13 protein-coding genes and 1 tRNA gene are annotated in these 15,801 nt (G+C 42.0%); 5 read left to right on the plus strand and 9 right to left on the minus strand.

The genetic code is table 11. From position 1 onward, the window contains the following. Nucleotide 1: 1 nt before the first annotated feature. Nucleotides 2-610: a DUF4230 domain-containing protein gene (locus ACLI08_RS11990; protein ID WP_411428731.1), complete on the plus strand. Its 609-nt coding sequence runs from the start codon at nucleotides 2-4 to the stop codon at nucleotides 608-610. Nucleotides 611-662: 52 nt separating this feature from the next. Here the strand turns inward: ACLI08_RS11990 and ACLI08_RS11995 are convergent, their stop codons facing one another. The 4 genes from ACLI08_RS11995 to ACLI08_RS12010 all read right to left on the minus strand — a co-directional run bounded on the left by ACLI08_RS11995 (nucleotide 663) and on the right by ACLI08_RS12010 (nucleotide 5,686). Then, nucleotides 663-2,423 carry an aromatic amino acid hydroxylase gene (locus ACLI08_RS11995; protein WP_411428732.1) on the minus strand — a complete coding sequence of 587 codons (1,761 nt, stop codon included), beginning with the start codon at nucleotides 2,421-2,423 and terminating at the stop codon, nucleotides 663-665. Nucleotides 2,424-2,801: 378 nt separating this feature from the next. Continuing rightward, entirely contained in the window at nucleotides 2,802-3,353 is a 552-nt protein-coding gene (locus ACLI08_RS12000) for a DUF4136 domain-containing protein (protein ID WP_411428733.1), read from the minus strand. A gap of 78 nt (nucleotides 3,354-3,431) precedes the next feature. After that, a complete protein-coding gene (locus ACLI08_RS12005) occupies nucleotides 3,432-5,420 on the minus strand; it encodes a urocanate hydratase (protein WP_411428734.1) in 1,989 nt (662 codons plus the stop codon). 89 nt (nucleotides 5,421-5,509) lie between these two features. Next, a complete protein-coding gene (locus ACLI08_RS12010) occupies nucleotides 5,510-5,686 on the minus strand; it encodes a DUF5522 domain-containing protein (RefSeq protein WP_411428735.1) in 177 nt (58 codons plus the stop codon). Nucleotides 5,687-5,714: 28 nt separating this feature from the next. Between ACLI08_RS12010 and ACLI08_RS12015 the strand changes: the two genes are divergently transcribed. Together ACLI08_RS12015 and ACLI08_RS12020 are read left to right on the plus strand one after the other, a co-directional pair. Then, entirely contained in the window at nucleotides 5,715-6,041 is a 327-nt protein-coding gene (locus ACLI08_RS12015) for a hypothetical protein (RefSeq protein ID WP_411428736.1), read from the plus strand. A 102-nt stretch (nucleotides 6,042-6,143) separates the two neighbouring features. Beyond that, nucleotides 6,144-7,310, plus strand: a complete 1,167-nt coding sequence (locus ACLI08_RS12020; protein WP_411428737.1) for an 8-amino-7-oxononanoate synthase — start codon at nucleotides 6,144-6,146, stop codon at nucleotides 7,308-7,310. Here the strand turns inward: ACLI08_RS12020 and ACLI08_RS12025 are convergent. Beyond that, complete coding sequence (locus tag ACLI08_RS12025; RefSeq protein ID WP_411428738.1) at nucleotides 7,307-8,185, minus strand: diacylglycerol/lipid kinase family protein; 879 nt, start codon at nucleotides 8,183-8,185, stop codon at nucleotides 7,307-7,309. The two genes, ACLI08_RS12020 and ACLI08_RS12025, sit on opposite strands and share 4 nt — an antisense overlap. Before the next feature lie 70 nt (nucleotides 8,186-8,255). Between ACLI08_RS12025 and ACLI08_RS12030 the strand changes: the two genes are divergently transcribed. Next, nucleotides 8,256-9,224: an App1 family protein gene (locus ACLI08_RS12030; protein WP_411428739.1), complete on the plus strand. Its 969-nt coding sequence runs from the start codon at nucleotides 8,256-8,258 to the stop codon at nucleotides 9,222-9,224. A 33-nt stretch (nucleotides 9,225-9,257) separates the two neighbouring features. Here ACLI08_RS12030 and ACLI08_RS12035 read toward each other — a convergent pair. Both ACLI08_RS12035 and ACLI08_RS12040 read right to left on the minus strand, forming a co-directional pair. Further along, nucleotides 9,258-9,333: transfer RNA gene (locus tag ACLI08_RS12035), tRNA-Gly, on the minus strand. Nucleotides 9,334-9,599: 266 nt separating this feature from the next. Then, a complete protein-coding gene (locus ACLI08_RS12040) occupies nucleotides 9,600-10,190 on the minus strand; it encodes a murein L,D-transpeptidase catalytic domain family protein (protein WP_411428740.1) in 591 nt (196 codons plus the stop codon). Nucleotides 10,191-10,624: 434 nt separating this feature from the next. Between ACLI08_RS12040 and gpmI the strand changes: the two genes are divergently transcribed. Beyond that, nucleotides 10,625-12,142 (plus strand): 2,3-bisphosphoglycerate-independent phosphoglycerate mutase, encoded by a 1,518-nt coding sequence (gpmI, locus tag ACLI08_RS12045; protein ID WP_411428741.1) that lies wholly within the window; start codon nucleotides 10,625-10,627, stop codon nucleotides 12,140-12,142. Between the two features lie 65 nt (nucleotides 12,143-12,207). Here the strand turns inward: gpmI and ACLI08_RS12050 are convergent, their stop codons facing one another. Beyond that, nucleotides 12,208-14,118 carry an ABC-F family ATP-binding cassette domain-containing protein gene (locus ACLI08_RS12050; RefSeq protein ID WP_411428742.1) on the minus strand — a complete coding sequence of 637 codons (1,911 nt, stop codon included), beginning with the start codon at nucleotides 14,116-14,118 and terminating at the stop codon, nucleotides 12,208-12,210. A 415-nt stretch (nucleotides 14,119-14,533) separates the two neighbouring features. Beyond that, nucleotides 14,534-15,580 carry an NAD(P)/FAD-dependent oxidoreductase gene (locus tag ACLI08_RS12055; protein WP_411428743.1) on the minus strand — a complete coding sequence of 349 codons (1,047 nt, stop codon included), beginning with the start codon at nucleotides 15,578-15,580 and terminating at the stop codon, nucleotides 14,534-14,536. Between the last annotated feature and the right edge of the window lie 221 nt (nucleotides 15,581-15,801).

The raw sequence follows: 15,801 nt of genomic DNA on the forward strand, positions 1-15,801 counted from the left end.
AATGCGTAAAAAAATACTTATAGGCATTGGTGCCCTGATTATACTACTATTGGCTTTTAGGTACTGCGAATTTAAAAAAGGAGATACCGCTACGTTTGATGAATCGGCTATGATACAGGAGCAGATTAAAAACGTTTCTAAGCTTGTGGTAACCGAAGGGCATTATAGCGAAGTAATTACCTACAAAGATAAAAACAGCTATTTAGGTGATTATATTTCGTTTGAAAAAAAAGCGATTGTAGTGGTTAATACGGATGCTACAGTAAGCTACGACCTGAAACAACTGCAATATGAAATCAACGAGGCAGATAAAACCATAACCATTACCCACCTGCCAAAGGAGGAAATTAAGATTTCGCCCGACATTAAGTTTTATGATGTACAGGAAAGTACTTTTAATGAATTTACAACCGATGATTACAATAAAATAAATCAGCAGGTAAAAGCCGCTATGCGCAAAAAAATAGAGAACAGTAACCTAAAGAAAAATGCACAAAACCGCTTTTTAAGTGAGTTGAGTAAAATATTAATCCTTACAAACAGTAAGGGCTGGACACTACAATACAATGGTGAAATAGTAAACGATGAAAATATGGGTACGCTACTGTAATCCATTATACCCTATAAAAAAGGCTCCTTTTCGGGAGCCTTTTAAATTTGGATTAGTTAACACTTTCTTTTTCAAATATCAGTGAAAGCCCATCGGTAATAAGGTGTGATACCTTAGGGCGTTTTAGTTTCAGTTCTTCTAAATGTGCCACTACCTCATCCAGCAGCGCATTGTTGTTTTGTGCATGAAGCTGCTCTGCAATTTCTACCGAAAGCAGCCAGTCATCGCTGTGCTTTTGTTGCAATGCAGAAAATACGTCGCTCAGGCTTAAGGCAGCGGCACGGCCTTCGCGCAGGTCGCGCACGTTTTGGTATAACGACTCCAGTTCTATACGCTCAGGCGTTTTCTTTGCCTTTATGGTTTTAGAGGAAGGCACATGCCCCACAAGGTTAAAGCTGTGCACATCTGCCGGCCCTGAGAACGCCGAGATTACTTTCTTCCCTACTGCCATATCGTATATACCCCACTCCGGCATAAATAACACCGTATCGCCGTTGGTTACCGTACAGTTTTTAAAACTTATAAGAATAATTTTCCCCTGTAGGTTCCGCTTTCCGGTAATAATTTCGCCGGTAACCACAATATCCCCTTCAAACTCAAGTGTAACCGTTTCACCTTCGTAAATATCATACGCGCGTAAATCACGCGGGCTCATGTCTTCTATAGAAAGGTTTATACCTTTAAGTTTACCTACCGGGCTTCCAAATCCTTCGGCATGATAATCAATTCCGTGGCCCACAAGTTCTTTTTCGCGGTATGCCAGCGCAGTGCCCCCTGTGGTTTGCAGGTATACCGGCTTACCTTCGTTTTCAATCACGTTGCTAAACACACCCGAAATTTGCAACCCTGTACTCAACTCCACAGTACCCAGTGCTTTACTGTCTATCAGCTTCTTAACACTGCTAAGGCCACCGGTACGCAATGCCATTTTATTGGCAAATTCTTCCAGGACAAGGCTCAGGTGGGCAAAATCAGGGGTAACAAAAAGTTGAGGCTGTGGCTTGGTAATATCAAAACCCTGATACGCCGCATTAATATCGTAAGGTAACTTCTTTACATTATCTGTCATGCACCAGGCACTTTCTCCTATAGAGGAAAGCAAACCGGCACCGTATATTTTAGGGTTATCTACCGCACCAATAAGACCATATTCTACCGTCCACCAGTGCAGGTTACGCACCAATGCCATTTCGCTGGGTTCGGCAGGCTCATTTTGCAGCTCATCTACCCTGCGGCGTGCAGCCTCAAGTTCTTCGGCAGGAGTACCTTCTGCTTCTTCCAATATAGACAGTAATCGAATGGCATCATAAATCTCATAATCGCGCGCCGAAGATATGGCCTTACAGCCTATTTCGCCAAAACGCCTTAGGTACTCTGCATATTCCGGATTGGCAATAATCGGCGCATGTCCGGCACCTTCGTGTATAATATCTGGCGCTGGGGTGTATTCTATATTTTCAAGCTGGCGGATGTCTGACGCTATTACCAGTACGTTATACGCCTGAAACTCCATAAAAGCATTTGGAGGGATAAAACCATCTACCGCAACCGCGGCCCAGCCTATTTCCTTAAGTATGCGGTTCATGCCGTACATACTGGGTATGTGGTCTACATCTATACCGGTTTTTTTAAGTCCGTCTAAATACGACTCATGGGCTACCCTACTAAGGTAGTCTACATTTTTACGCATTACATAGCGCCATACTGCCTGGTTAATGGGTGTATACTCCTCATAGTCCTGAGGTTTTATAAACTGTTTTAAATGAGCAGGCAGGCGGTCTATTAACGGATTACTTTGAAATGCGGCGTCCATGCGTAGTGTTTGTGTAATGTTATCTTTGTAAAATTACGAATTTATTATAAATAACAATCTATACTGATTATTTATAACTTATTTTATACGTGTAAATGATTTTTATTACAAATGCCATAAATTAAAAGCCACAGCTTGGCTGTGGCTTTTAGGACAAAGTAATAAATGAAATTTAAGATAACATAAAACTACTCACCCGTACAGTCTACTCACTTACCGTACGTGTAATTAAATCCGTAACAGATTTAACCCAAATGTAAGCACCCCAACCATTGGTTTTTACTTTATGAGGTAAACCCCATATTTTTTGAGGTAAAAACAAATAGCCCGACTGAAATTCAGCCGGGCTATCTATATTGGATTACAAATAAATTATTTCTATTTGTTCGGAGGGAACTGCGCCATGATTTCTTTTGCAAACTCATTAATGCGTTCCTGCTTTTTATCTCTGTCTTGTGTAAGCACTCCACTACCTACGCCTTGCCAAACAAGTTCTTTTTTGCCGGCATCTATAATATCTATATACAGCGTGCCTTCGGTTTGCGTACTTACAGAGGTGTAATTACCACCCCAGCCCCAAGGGCCACCCCAGTACGGGCCCCAGCCGTAACCCCAACCCCAGCCGCCGTAACCGCCGTAATTGTTTACGTTAACCTCTTTAGTAGCTTTGGTAAAAAAGTTTACATACACATCTGGCTTATCGCTTTTTGTAAAGCCTTTAGCTACAAGCTCTGCCTCCAGGGCTTTCATAATGCGTTTTTTATCCAGGTCACTGATTTCAGCCTTATCTATCCCGTCTTTTAAAAACCCGTAGGTTTTATAAGCGGTAAAGTTTGCAGCATCGTCATAATCAGACCGCACATTAATGGTGGCACAACTTACCGCAAGCAGCGATAACAGCACCAACTGTAGCATTTTTATCATTTTCATAAGATGACAGTAATAAAGTTAATATGAGTTCATAGCAATCACACCCCGAAAACTTATCAATACTTACTTTTTTAATGCCTATCCCAGCAGCGCGTCGTCTACCTTATTAGGCAGGGTAACCTTTAGCAGCGGTTGCTGTTCCATAGCGCGCTTTATGGCAAAAATAGCCTCGTCGTTACGCGCCCAGCTACGCCTTGCAATACCGTTATTAACATCCCAGAAAAGCATTGATTCTAAGCGTCTTGATGCATCTGAAGAACCATCAAGAACCATGCCGAATCCACCGTTAATAACCTCTCCCCAGCCTACTCCGCCGCCGTTGTGTATACTTACCCACGTAGCCCCACGGAAACTGTCGCCTATTACATTATGTATGGCCATATCTGCCGTAAAACGAGATCCGTCGTAGATGTTGCTGGTTTCCCTGTAAGGCGAATCAGTACCGCTTACATCGTGGTGGTCCCTGCCTAGTATAACCGGGCCTATTTTGCCTTCGGCAATAGCTTTATTAAATGCACGCGCTATATTGATACGACCGTCTGAATCGGCATACAGAATGCGTGCCTGAGAGCCCACTACCAGTTTATTTTCCTGCGCACCTTTTATCCATCGGATGTTGTCTTCCATTTGCTGGCGGATTTCTGCCGGTGCCGTTAAAGCCATTTCTTCGAGCACCTCGCAGGCTATAGCGTCAGTAGCCGCTAGGTCTTCTGGGTTACCCGAAGCACAAACCCAACGGAAAGGCCCGAAACCATAATCAAAACACATAGGCCCCATGATATCCTGTACATAGCTCGGATATTTAAAATGGATGTGGTCTGTAGCCATAATATCGGCACCTGCTCTTGAGGCCTCTAATAAAAACGCATTTCCGTAATCAAAAAAGTACGTCCCCTTAGCCGTGTGCTTGTTAATGGCATCGGCCTGCCTACGCAGCGAGTCCTGCACTTTTTCTTTAAATGCTGCGGGATCTGCTGCCATAAGTGCATTAGACTCCTCAAAGCTCAGCCCGGCAGGGTAATAACCACCTGCCCAAGGGTTGTGCAGGGAAGTTTGGTCGCTTCCCAGGTCTACAAAAATATTTTCACTGTCAAAGCGCTCCCACACCTCTACGGCATTGCCCTGATAGGCAATAGAAACCACTTCTTTGTTTTCTTTTGCTTTTAAAACACGAGCTACGAGTGCATCAAGATCGGTTATCACCTCGTCTACCCACCCCTGGCTATGGCGTGTGTGTACGGCCTTAGGGTTAACTTCGGCACATACCGTAATACAGCCTGCTATGTTCCCTGCTTTAGGCTGAGCACCACTCATACCTCCTAAGCCCGATGTTAAAAAGAGTTTGCCGGCAAGGCCTTCTCCGTTTTTGGCAATTTTACGGCCCCCATTTAGTACGGTAATGGTAGTACCGTGTACAATTCCCTGCGGACCTATGTACATGTAGCTACCGGCTGTCATTTGCCCATATTGCGATACACCCAGTGCATTAAATTTTTCCCAGTCGTCTGGCTTGCTGTAATTAGGAATTACCATCCCGTTTGTTACCACTACCCTTGGTGCATCTTTATGCGACGGGAACAGCCCCATAGGGTGCCCGCTGTACATAACCAGCGTTTGCTCGTCGGTCATTTCGGCAAGATACTTCATGGTAAGGCGGTACTGTGCCCAGTTTTGAAACACCGCACCATTACCACCATAGGTAATCAGCTCATGCGGGTGCTGCGCTACGGCATAATCCAGGTTGTTCTGAATCATAAGCATAATGGCTTTCGCCTGCAGTGATTTTCCCGGATACTCCTCTACCGGGCGGGCGTACATTTTATAATCCGGACGCAGGCGATACATATAAATACGGCCATACGTTTCCAGTTCATGGCTAAACTCTTTTATTAGTTCAGCGTGGTGCTGTGGTTCAAAGTAACGCAGCGCGTTGCGCAGGGCCAGCTTTTTTTCCTCGGCACTTAGTATATCTTTACGTTTCGGGGCATGGTTTACTGCCGGGTCATACGGCTTAGGTTGCGGCAATATGGCCGGAATCCCCTCAAGTATTTGTTCTTTAAACGTCATGTTTTATGTTTCTGTGTTTGTAGTTTTTGTTTATTGTTAATGGTTTGGGTGGAGCCAACAACTGACAACCAACAACCAACAACCAACAACTATTTCTTAAATTCCCCGGTACGCTTGTCAAATCCGTAAGGGCAGTGCCTGCAACCGCTTTTGCAGCAGTAGCCACGCTTTAGGTGATAGGCCGCTGTAAATACTTTATATCCTTCGGGCGAAAGGTAATAATCTTCGCCTTCTGTTAGTTTATTTCCAAAAAATCCGTTGCTCATATACGCAAATTTATGAACTTTACACAAAATGATATTAATTACCTCAAAATATTTAGTACCTAAAGGTTACAGTGGCATTACCCTGTTTCCTTTTGTGTTCATGCGCGATAAAAGCCTTGCCAAAAATCCCGTATTTGTAAATCATGAGCGTATACACCTGCGCCAACAGGCAGAGCTTTTGGTACTCCCCTTTTACCTTTGGTACATTACCGAATACTTTATCCGCAGGCTTACGTACCCCACTCAAAAAGAAGCGTACCGCAACATTAGTTTTGAACGTGAGGCTTATGCCAATGAAACGGACGTAGATTATTTGAGCCAAAGAAAACCGTGGAGTTTTTTAAAACATTTGTAATATAGAGTACTGTGCTTTACAATAATGGGAGGCATCATCTGCGCGTGGGAATAAAATTTTTATAACTTTGTATAACCTCCTGAATGTGGAGGTTATACACGTATGCCTACTCACACACTGCATTACAAAATATATAATTCGGTAGCTGTACTGCCGCAACAATGGGATAAGCTTGCGCAACCCAACATTTTTTTATCTACCGCGTATCTGTCGGTTTTAGAACAATCGGCTCCGGAAAACCTTACACCGCATTTTATAGGCCTGTTTAAAGGTGATGCCCTATGCGGCATTGCACTGGCACAGTACATAAACCTTAACGGTGTAAATACGCTGGGCCAACGCGAAAAAGGCTTTTGCCTACGCGAATACTTCTTTAAAAAGTTCAGTTCGCAGGTATTGGTATTAGGTAACAATATGCTTACCGGGCAAAATGCTTATCTTCTGTCCGACAGAAATGATGAAGTTGCGGCGCTTAGGGCTTTTGAGAACGCCCTGCTGGAGCTTAAAAAACAGTACCGACAAAAAGGAACTCATATAAACCTGATTACCATTAAAGATTTTAATGAGGCTGAGTTGCCCAATTTTGAAGCAGCGGGTTACAGCGGATATTATAAATTTTGCACGCAGCCCAACATGATTTTCTCTAAAAGGCAGCATTGGGATAACATGGAGGATTACCTGGCAGACCTTAGTACAAAATACCGCACACAATACAACCGTGCGCGCAAAAAGGCTTCTGGCATAGAAAAACGCCAGCTGTGCTGCGATGAAATCTTACAACAAAGCAACACAATACAACAGCTATATCTTACTGTGGCGGGTAATGCTTCTTTTAATACCTTTCATTTGCCCCAGCATCATTTTTATACGTTTAAAACGCTATTGGGAGACAACTTCAGGTTTTACGGTTACTTTTTAGACGGTAAACTGGTGGGTTTTAATACGCTTATTAAAAACGGTGCCGATATGGACACTTACTTTTTAGGATACGACGCCACGATACAGAAAGACAAAATGCTGTACCTTAACATGCTGTACGACATGGCAGCCTACAGCATAAACAAACAATTCAGCCACGTGATTTACGGCAGGTCGGCCATGGAAATTAAGAGTTCTGTAGGTGCGCAGGCAGAGCCGGTATATGGGCTAATAAAACACACGTCTCCCATAATTAACCGCTCTATGGAATGCCTGTTCCAGTACTTTGAACCTAAAGTAAGCTGGAATGAACGCAGCCCGTTTAAAGCAGAAGTACCGGTTACTGTTTAAGGCACAGCCACCTTCATTTGGCGGTGTAAAATCTTTATATCAAGGTTTTGCTCATAGCCGCAATATTCACCATCTATCTGGAAACTTACGGGTACGTTAGTGGTAATCGTGGCCGCGTCTGTTGAAATAATGTGTACGTTTTCGTCATTTTCTACAGGCATATTACCGGTAAGTATCTTTGCAATAAACGAAAAGTCTATACTTTTAAGTATCACAATTTCAAACTTACCATCATCCATTACCCCCACCGGGTTTATGGTTACACCTGTGCCGTATTTTTGGGTATTGGCTATAACAACCATTCGGGCTTCGGTTTCTAACACCTCTTCCCCGGTGTTTATGCTTACACTAAATGGATCGCCAAGCTCTTTAAGAGTAGTATACGCCTGTAATGCATAGCCCAGTTTGCCGCGAACCGTACCATTTTCATAATTTTTTACCAACTCAGCATTAATGCCCAAATCGCTAAGATGTATGCTTTTTTTGCCGTTAATACATACCATATCCATATGCATTACCCTGCCGTTAAACGCTACCTGCATTACCTCCTCTAAATCGGGCGGCAATTCCAGGTCTACCGAAAGCCCGTTAGCACTCCCGGCGGGTAACACGCCTATTATTACATCAAATTCTTCTACGGCCTCGCCCACCATTTTAACCGTGCCGTCGCCACCGGCTACTAATATACGCTCAGGCGTATGTTCACGGCACAGGTCTTGTATGGCAGATTCATCGTCCTTACCTGTGGTTTCATAAACAAAAACTTCTACCCCCTCGGCAGACGCATACGCTAAAACTGACTCCTTAAGTTCTGTTTTATCGTTTCCGCCGGCAATAGGGTTAATTATTAGCAAAAATTTCTTTTGTAAGGGCATATGTACTTTTTTTAGCCTAAATTTAGGTAAAAGCTAGTTTAGCAATTCTTATAAAACTGATAAAATTTTGATGAAACCAATACTCAGGCTATACCGTGGCTACGCTAACGAAGAAGAACTCATTGTTTTTGGGCATGTGTTTCGCCCGAACAATACCGGCGACTATGAGTTTGAAAAGAAGCGCTTTAAAAATGCACGAAGCATACTAAATATGTTTCGTGTAAAAACCATACCTAATGCAGAAGTATTCCTGGAACTTAACGGCGAAAAAATACGCACAAAAACGCTGAAAGATGGATATTTTAAATTCTGCATCCCGCTAAAGAGTCAGCTTTCTTACGGCTGGACCGACTATTATGTAAGTACCTATTATAATAACGAGGAAATAAGGGAAAAAGGCACGTATGTACGTCCGCATGAAGGTAATCTGGGTTTTATATCAGATATAGACGACACCTTTCTTGTTTCGCATACGCGTAACTTTTTTAAAAAAATATACATACTGCTGTTTAAAAACATTAACAGCAGGCATATTTTTGAAGATGTAGTGCCGCACTACCAGGGCTTAAGTACTTCAGGCAGGTACAACAAAGAAGAACAAAATGCCTTTTTCTATGTATCCAGCAGCGAGTGGAACCTGTACAACTTTATCGTTAAGTTTACAGCCAAGCATCAGCTACCACGCGCAGTGTTGCTTTTAAAGGACATTAAAACAAGCCTTACCGACTTTTTAGTAACCGGCAGGGGAAATCACGGCCATAAGTTTGACAAGATAAAGCATATCCTAGAGTTTTACCCGCATTTACAATATACGCTTTTGGGAGATGATTCGCAGCACGACCCCTATTTATACGAAGATGTGTGCAAAATATTTCCGCTAACGGTAAAAGCTGTATACATACGGCAAACCGGCGCGCATAAAAAAGAAAAAGCAGAACAGGCCGTAAAAAATATAGAAAGTATGGGCGTAGCCACCTGCTATTTTAAAGACAGTAGCGAAGCCATAGCACACAGTAAAAAAATAGGATTGATAAAATAAAAAAAACCGATACGTTTGTATCGGTTTTTTTTGTGGAGCGGAAGACGAGGCTCGAACTCGCGACAACCAGCTTGGAAGGCTGGAGCTCTACCAACTGAGCTACTTCCGCATTTGTGAGTGCAAATATATGTAATAATTCAGGCTAAATCCAAGTGTTTGCACGAAAAAATTTAAACTTTTTACACCCACCTACGTTAACCATTTTATTATTAAAAAGTTACATCATTAAAAAAACCAGGATTTTTTTAATTAAACCCGGCATTTAAAACAACCTTAAAAAAATTCATCCGGACGGGAGATAAAAATCGCCTCCAATCCGGATGAAAGTGCGGAGCCTTTATATTTAAAGCCCCTGAAAAACGCTATATAAAAAAATTAAGACAAAATTTTAGAAACCGTATCGTAAGATGGGTGGTAAATAAACAGGCACGATTTTCCTTTTAGAAGGCTTATTGTTTCTGCTGTTATTTCCTGAGGCAATGCCGGGCATCCCTGGCTGCGGCCTAACCTGCGATGCGCTTTAATAAACGCTTCGCTTACGTACTCAGCAGCGTGCATTACCACGCCCCTGTTACGCGCATTTGTATTAAGGCCACTTTCAAGCCCGTCCAGCTTAAGTGATTCGCCGTGCTTACCGTTGTAAATTTCGCCAGTAACATAAAACCCAAGGCTGCTTTTGTAAGAACTGTCTGCATTGCTAAAACTTGTAGCAAACTCATCGCCGCTATTACGGCCGTGGGCCACCAGCGTATTAAGCAATATGGTTTGGGTAGCCATATCTATTACCCACAAACGCTTGGTGTTAGATGATTGCGAAAAATCAATAACCGTAAGCAGGTCTTTTTTTATTTTTCCACGCTCTTTAAGGATATTGAATCCGCTTACTGCTTTTTCAAAACAGGCGTATCCCGGCATGGTAACCGAATGCGCGCTGATAGCGTTATACAGCTGCTGTGTAGCTGACATTGTTTTTACCTCGGCAGGCGCTGTTACGGGAGTCTCATTTTTGGGCAATGTGCCATTAAAAGAATAAAACAAAAACAATACAGACGTAAAAAAATTATAAACCATCAGAACTTTTTAGTTGTGTTTCTTAATAACGAGCCGCAATTAAGCTAAGAAAAAGTTAATATGCAAACGCGACCATGTTAAAAATCAACAATTTAACACTTTCATCATGGCAGGGCGCTTTCGCCGTTGCCACTCATACCTCATACTGTAACAAACGCAAGAACCTTGCCTTTAGTGTAAAATGGCAGTATTTTTTTTAAGTTTATTTTAACTAAATCTCAAAAGTTAATAGGGTTATAACACAAGTTTATAGCAAATTGTACTAACTTTAGGGCGCTAATTTAGCTCTTGTAGCTAAATATATTCCACTGACACATAATTGACTGAAGATGAATAAAAAAGTTATCTTAATGATACTGGACGGCTGGGGATTGTCGCCAGATCCTAAAGTATCTGCACCGGACAATGCAAACATTCCGTTTATAAACAGCCTTCCTGCAAAATATCCGCACGCTACACTGCGCACAGATGGCCTTAATGTAGGCCTGCCTGAAGGGCAAATGGGCAACAGCGAAGTAGGCCACATGAACCTGGGCGCCGGGCGTATTGTATATCAGGATCTGGTAAAAATTAACCTGGCTGTAGAAAACAAAACTATAGAAAAAGAGCCTGCCCTTGCCGATGCATTTGCATACGCAAAGCAGCACAATAAAAAAGTACACCTGCTAGGCCTTGTGTCAGACGGTGGGGTTCACTCACACATTAACCACCTTAAAGGACTTGTTACAGCTGCTCAGGATGCCGGTGTAGATAACGTATTTATACACGCATTTACAGACGGCCGTGATGTAGACCCTAAATCAGGAGCTGCCTTTATTGCAGACCTTGAGGCCTTTATACAAAATACACCTGCCAAACTGGCAAGCCTTATAGGGCGCTATTACGCAATGGACAGGGATAAGCGATGGGAGCGTGTTAAGCTTGCGTACGACCTTTTAGTTCATGGCACAGGCACACTTAGCACTAATGCAGTAGAAAGCATAAAGCAAAGTTATGCCGAAGGTGTAACCGATGAGTTTATACAGCCAATAGCAATGACCGAAGACGGACAAACCCCGCTTGCGGTTATAGCGCCTGACGATGTGGTTATTTTCTTCAACTTCCGCACAGACCGTGGCCGCCAGCTTACCGAAGCGCTTAGCCAGTTTGATATACACGAACAGAACATGCACAAGCTGCCTCTGTATTTTGTTACGATGACAAATTATGACGACAGCTTTAAAGGTATACACGTGGTTTATGATAAAGGTAATCTTACCGAAACGCTTGGTGAAGTAGTGAGTAAAGCAGGTAAAAAACAAATCCGTATAGCGGAAACTGAAAAATACCCGCATGTAACGTTCTTCTTTTCAGGAGGGCGTGAAGAGCCTTTTGAAGGAGAAACACGCATACTGCGTAATTCGCCAAAGGTAGCCACTTATGACCTTCAGCCTGAAATGAGCGCGTTTGAACTTAAAGACGCTTTAGTGGCAGAATTGCAAAAAGGAGAGGTAGATTTTGTATGCCTTAACTTTGCCAATGGCGACATGGTAGGCCATACCGGCGTTTTTGAGGCTGCTATTAAAGCCTGTGAAGCGGTAGACCAATGCGCACAGGCGGTAATAGAAACAGCCCTTGCAAACGGCTATACTACGCTTGTAATTGCAGACCACGGTAACTGCGAAACCATGATAAACCCAGACGGAAGCCCTAACACGGCCCACACTACTAATCCGGTTCCGTTTATTGTAGTAGATAACGATATTAAAGAAGTACACGATGGTGTACTGGGCGATATAGCTCCTACTATACTTAAAATGATGGGTATAGCCCAGCCTGCTGCTATGACAAGGCATGCACTGGTATAACACTAACCGGTATGAAACAGAAAACCCCGCTTTTTAAAGGCGGGGTTTTCTGTTTTAACGCAGTACTATGCATTTTCTATTTCTTCCTGAACTACTTCCCATTCCTGCATCAGGCTGTCCAATTCTTTTTTCTTTTGCTCATAGGCTGTAAAAAAAGAGGGATCTGCCATGAGCTTTTCAGGGTGTTCGGCAAGTGCGCGGTCGTCCTTTTTTATCTCATTTTCAACCTGCTGAATCTGGCTTTCTATTTTACTAAGTTTATTTTGCAGTGCCTTGGCTTTTTTTTGTTCCTCTGCGTTTTGAGGCTTCGGTTTTTCCTGTTTGGCGGCAGGAGCTACAACGTCCCTTTTCTCCACTTCTCGCATGTTCTGCATATTGCGCTGCTCCAGGTAGAAATTAATATCGCCTAAATACTCCCGTATCTTATGATCTTTAAACTCATACACTATATTACTCATCCCCTGTAGGAAATCCCTGTCGTGACTTACAATAAGCAACGTACCCTCATATTTCTGCAAGGCAGCCTTCAATACATTTTTAGACTTAATGTCGAGGTGGTTGGTAGGTTCGTCCATTACCAGCACGTTTATAGGCTGCAACAACAGCTTACAAAGCGCAAGACGGTTACGCTCGCCACCCGAAAGCACCTTCACTTTTTTCTCCACGTCATCACCACGAAAAAGAAATGCACCAAGCATATCGCGTACCTTCATCCTGTTGGTGTCGGTAGCCGCATTTTCCATGGTTTCCAGCAGCGTTATTTCTCCATCCAGATATTCTGCCTGACTCTGTGCGAAATAGCCTAATTGTACATTATGCCCCAGTTTAATGGTTCCTTTGTAGTCAATTTCGTTTACAATAGCCTTTATAAAAGTTGACTTGCCCTGACCGTTTTGCCCTACAAAAGCAATTTTACTTCCGCGCTCTACTAGCAGGTTCAGGTCTTTAAATATCAGTTTATCGCCGTAACTTTTAGTAACATGTTCGGCTTCTACCACTACCCTGCCTGGTGTTTGAGATACCGGGAACGAAATACTCATTACAGAGTTGTCATCTTCGTCCACCTCTATACGCTCTACTTTGTCCAGCTTCTTGATAAGAGACTGCGCCATAGAGGCCTTACTGGCTTTGGCACGAAACTTTTCAATAAGCTTTTCGGTATGCTCTATACTCTTTTGCTGGTTCTTTTGTGTGGCAAGCTGCTTCTCTCGAATTTCCTGGCGAAGAATAAGATATTCCGAATAAGGTTTGGCAAAATCGTATGCCTTACCTAATGATATTTCGATGGTACGATTTGTTACGTTATCCAGGAACATTTTATCGTGCGATACAATAACCACAACGCCCGGATAGGTTTTAAGGAACGATTCCAGCCAAATAATACTTTCAATATCAAGGTGGTTCGTAGGCTCATCCAGGAGTAGCACATCGTTAGCTTGTAAAAGCAACTTGGCCAATTCTATACGCATACGCCACCCTCCAGAAAAAGTATCGGTAAGCTTATCGAAATCCTCACGTTTAAAACCAAGACCCAGTAATATTTTCTCTGTATCGCCCACATAGTTGTAGCCGCCAAGAATCTCATAACGGTGGGTGTAGTCGCCTAAATCTTCTATAAGTTTTGAATACGATTCGCTTTCATAATCAGTTCGGGTAACCAGCTGATGATTGATTTCCTCTAGTTTGGCTTCTACTATTTTTATATCTACAAATGCCTGATAGGCTTCATCGAGCACAGTACGACCTGGGATAAAATCAATATCTTGTCGAAGAAAACCTATACGAACTTCTTTTTCCGTGGCAATAACACCCGAATCCGATTTAATATCTCCCGAAAGTATCTTAAGCATTGTAGACTTACCTGCACCGTTTTTTCCAACAAGACCTACACGGTCTCCGGCTCCTAAACGAAATGTAACTTCTTCAAAAAGATATGTTCCTCCAAAAGAAACCGATAAATTATGTATATTAAGCATTATAAGTAGTTATTAACCCGTAACCTCGCTACACACTGCAGTAATAACCTTATATAAAAAAGCATTACAAACAATAGCATTTCCAATGTTTTCTACCCTGAAAATCAGCAGGAATGCATGTGCGCAGACAAAATCCGCGGAACGGGGCAAATGTAGTTAAAATGTCCGAGACCTGCAGGCAATATGACCTTGGATATAATGCAGCTTTATTTTTTTATAAAGTGTGATGAAAATGAGTGACAGAATAGGAACAAAATTTCGCTGTGAATCGCTTGTAATGCCTTACTTGATTAAAAATTCTATTATGAAAAACAGCTTTTACTGTAACCATATCACTTTAGCCTTACACCTTAATACATATATGCGAAAACAATAGGATGTATATAGAAAACCTTGAAAGAAAACTCAACTAAAATTAAGGAACAGCAGGGAAACGCCTAAAATCATTTTCTTTGTTAACAGGTATGCCGTACTCTATTGACTCATAAAGCTCTTTAGCCATATAGGGCGCAAGCATTACCCCACGGGTACCTAAACCATTTAATAAATGTACATTTTTGAATGATGGGTGCGTACCAATAAGAGGCTTACGATCCTTAACTGTGGGCCTTACACCCGCATAGTGATCTATAATTTCATACGGGCAGGTAATAATTTCCGCCAGTTTCTCCACCAATTCTCGTTTTGCAGCCTCACTAGGGACCGATGTTTTATCTTCCCACTCGTATGTAGCACCTACTTTATACAGGTCACCTCCTACGGGTAATACAAATAATCCGGCTTTAATCCCTACCGAAAGTTTAAGTTGGGGCGCTTTGATTAATAACAGCTCACCCTTAGTACCATTTAAGGGTAAATAGCTAAAAAAAGGATTCTGTTTTATGCCAAATCCTTCTGCAAATACAATATGTTTAGCAGAAATACCCTTATAAGAAATGAAACCTTCATTTACTTCGAGTGACTCATAGTTGAATGTTTCATTAAGCATAATCTTGTTCTCCTTAGCATAATTCCAGTAACCATCTATTAGGGCCACCGTATCTACATATCCGGTATGAAGTACCTCTCCGAAACCAAAGGGCGAGGGCACTCCTTCAAACCTTTCATGTATAATTTCAGGATGTAAAAATGGTGTCAGTTTAGGATTATCGAACGCCTCAAACCACATATTTTGCTCTTCTACTGACGCAAACTTTCTGTAAAGAGGAATTGAATAGTCTATTTTAATTCGCAACCTATGTTCTAAAGCCTCATAAAAAGGCTTCATATACATTATGTGTTCCCATGCATTTTGCGTAGGTTTCATGCGTTTTAACACCACAGGATTGTATACACCTGCTGCTGCCAAACTGGAATTTTGCGATTTGTCTGATACAATGATTACAGATTTTTCGTTATTAATAGCTGTTTCAGCAAACGCAATACCCGCTAAGTTCCCCCCTACGATTAAATAGTCTATCATTTTGCAAAGGTATCGATCAGTACTCAAACTAAAAAATGATATTTGTCAATAATAATATTGTGGGAATTTAGATTTTAGTTTGCTATTAGTTTTTTAAGGAAGTCCAGTTTAAAAATAAAAAACACCATAATAGACCCTGCTCTAATTAATATAAAACGAAAAAAGCCCTATATCTATTGATATAGGGCTTTTAAAAGAAAGGCGATGACATACTCTCCCAC

This window comes from Flavobacterium sp. RNTU_13 (assembly GCF_046614455.1).
Classification (GTDB): Bacteria; Bacteroidota; Bacteroidia; order Flavobacteriales; family Flavobacteriaceae; genus Flavobacterium.